This window comes from Alcanivorax sp. HI0044, from assembly GCF_001634945.1.
In genome coordinates this window covers 1-1,750 of record NZ_LWEZ01000087.1, presented here as the reverse complement: position 1 = coordinate 1,750, position 1,750 = coordinate 1, and the positions used below count along the sequence as shown (strand labels likewise).

The 1,750-nt window shown below is 56.7% G+C and carries 2 protein-coding genes; both read right to left on the bottom strand.

Annotated features, from left to right (window positions below; translation table 11 throughout):
- Positions 1–431: 431 nt before the first annotated feature.
- Entirely contained in the window at positions 432–1,313 is an 882-nt protein-coding gene (locus A3730_RS01055) for a cytochrome c oxidase subunit 3 (protein WP_063520100.1), read from the bottom strand.
- A gap of 28 nt (positions 1,314–1,341) precedes the next feature.
- Positions 1,342–1,750: cytochrome c oxidase assembly protein (locus A3730_RS01050; RefSeq protein ID WP_063537289.1), on the bottom strand; the 409-nt coding region annotated here is incomplete at its 5' end.

Sequence of the window (1,750 nt, the reverse complement as noted above, 5' to 3'; positions counted from 1 at the left end):
TGGGCCAACGGGCCGCAGCCACCCTGACTGAACTGGGCTATACCCCGCAATACCGCAGCTACCCCATGGAGCACATGGTCTGCCTGGAACAGATTCGGGATATTGGCCAGTGGATTACGCAACGCCTGATGCCGAACGCCTAACGCCTGACAAGGCTGGGCTGGCTCCCTTGCTCAGTTGTGGGAGCCAGCCTGCGGGCGAAGAATTCGGCGGCAGGCCCCATTCACGCTGAATGTCTGATTACGGCTACGCCTAATCAGACCTACTCCTGACCCCTTACTGTGTGTGGGCAAGCTCCCACAGAACACCCCCTTCCTCTCTGCTTTTTTCCGTCATGCATCTGGCATCAAACACCAGCCACAAAAAAAGCCGCGTCCCTCTCGGGGCGCGGCTTTTTTGTGTTGCCTGTCGCGTGACGCGTGCAGCGTCTCTTACAACCAGTACACCGTGATAAACAGGAACAGCCACACCACGTCCACAAAGTGCCAGTACCAGGCACCCGCTTCCCAGGCGAAGTTATTCTCTTCATCGAAGTGCCCCTTGATCACACGCAGCAGGGTCACAAACAGGAAGATGGTACCGATGGTCACGTGTGCACCGTGGAAACCGGTGAGCAGGAAGAACAGGCTACCGTAGATACCCGCATCCAGGGTCAGACCCAGCTCGGTGTAAGCGTGGATGTATTCTTCCACCTGCAGGAACAGGAAGATGATCCCCAGCACCACCGTGGCCGCCTGGAAAGCGATCAGGGTACCGCGCTTGCCTTCCAGCAAGGCGTGGTGAGCAATGGTCAGCGTGATGGACGACACCAGCAGGATAGCCGTGTTGATAGCCGGCAGCCCCCATGCTCCCATGGCCTGGGTGGTATCACCCGCCGGGGTCACGGTTAGCGGCCACATGGCCTGGAAGTTCGGCCACAGCAGTTCGTGGGTCATGGCGTTGCTGCCTTCCCCGGACAACCACGGCAGAATCAACCAGCGAGTGTAGAACATGGCGCCAAAGAAGGCCGCGAAGAACATCACTTCGGAGAAGATGAACCACAGCATGCCCTGACGGTAGGAACCGCCCAGCTGATTACTGTGCAAGCCACCCACAGATTCCTTGATCGTGTCACGCCACCACAGGGCGATCACTATCAGTAACCAGGTCAGACCCAGGAAGAACAGGGGCTTGCCGAAGAAACTGGGCTCCATGTCTGCCATGGTGCTCTGCTGAATGAAGTGCGCACCGCCAATGGCGGTCATGAACAAACCGATGGACGCGGTCAACGGCCAGGGGCTGCTCTCGGGAACGTAATACTTTTCAGTAGCCATTAAAAAATCTCCTCTACAACCGGCTGTTCTAGTTAGCAGCCACGCTGTTGTTTTTACCGGCGACCCGCTCTGTCACATCGAAGATCGTATACGACAGAGTGAATTGATTAATGTGACTGGGAATGTCCGGGTCCAGATAGAAAATCATCGGCATGTTCTTGCGCTCACCTGCCAGCAAGGTCTGCTGATCGAAGCAGAAACACTGCGTCTTGTGCAGGTATCGAGCCGCTTCCCCCGGTGTTACCGACGGGATGCTCTGGGTAATCATGTCCGATGACGTCGGGTTGCTTGCGAAAAAGTGCACCAGCGTAATTTCCCCCGGATGCACCTTGACCCGCTTGGTCTCAGAAGTGAATTCACCACTGATTCCGTCGCCCTTCTGGGTAATGAATTCCACAGTCACGGTACGGTCTGCCACCACATTTTCAGGCGCCTGG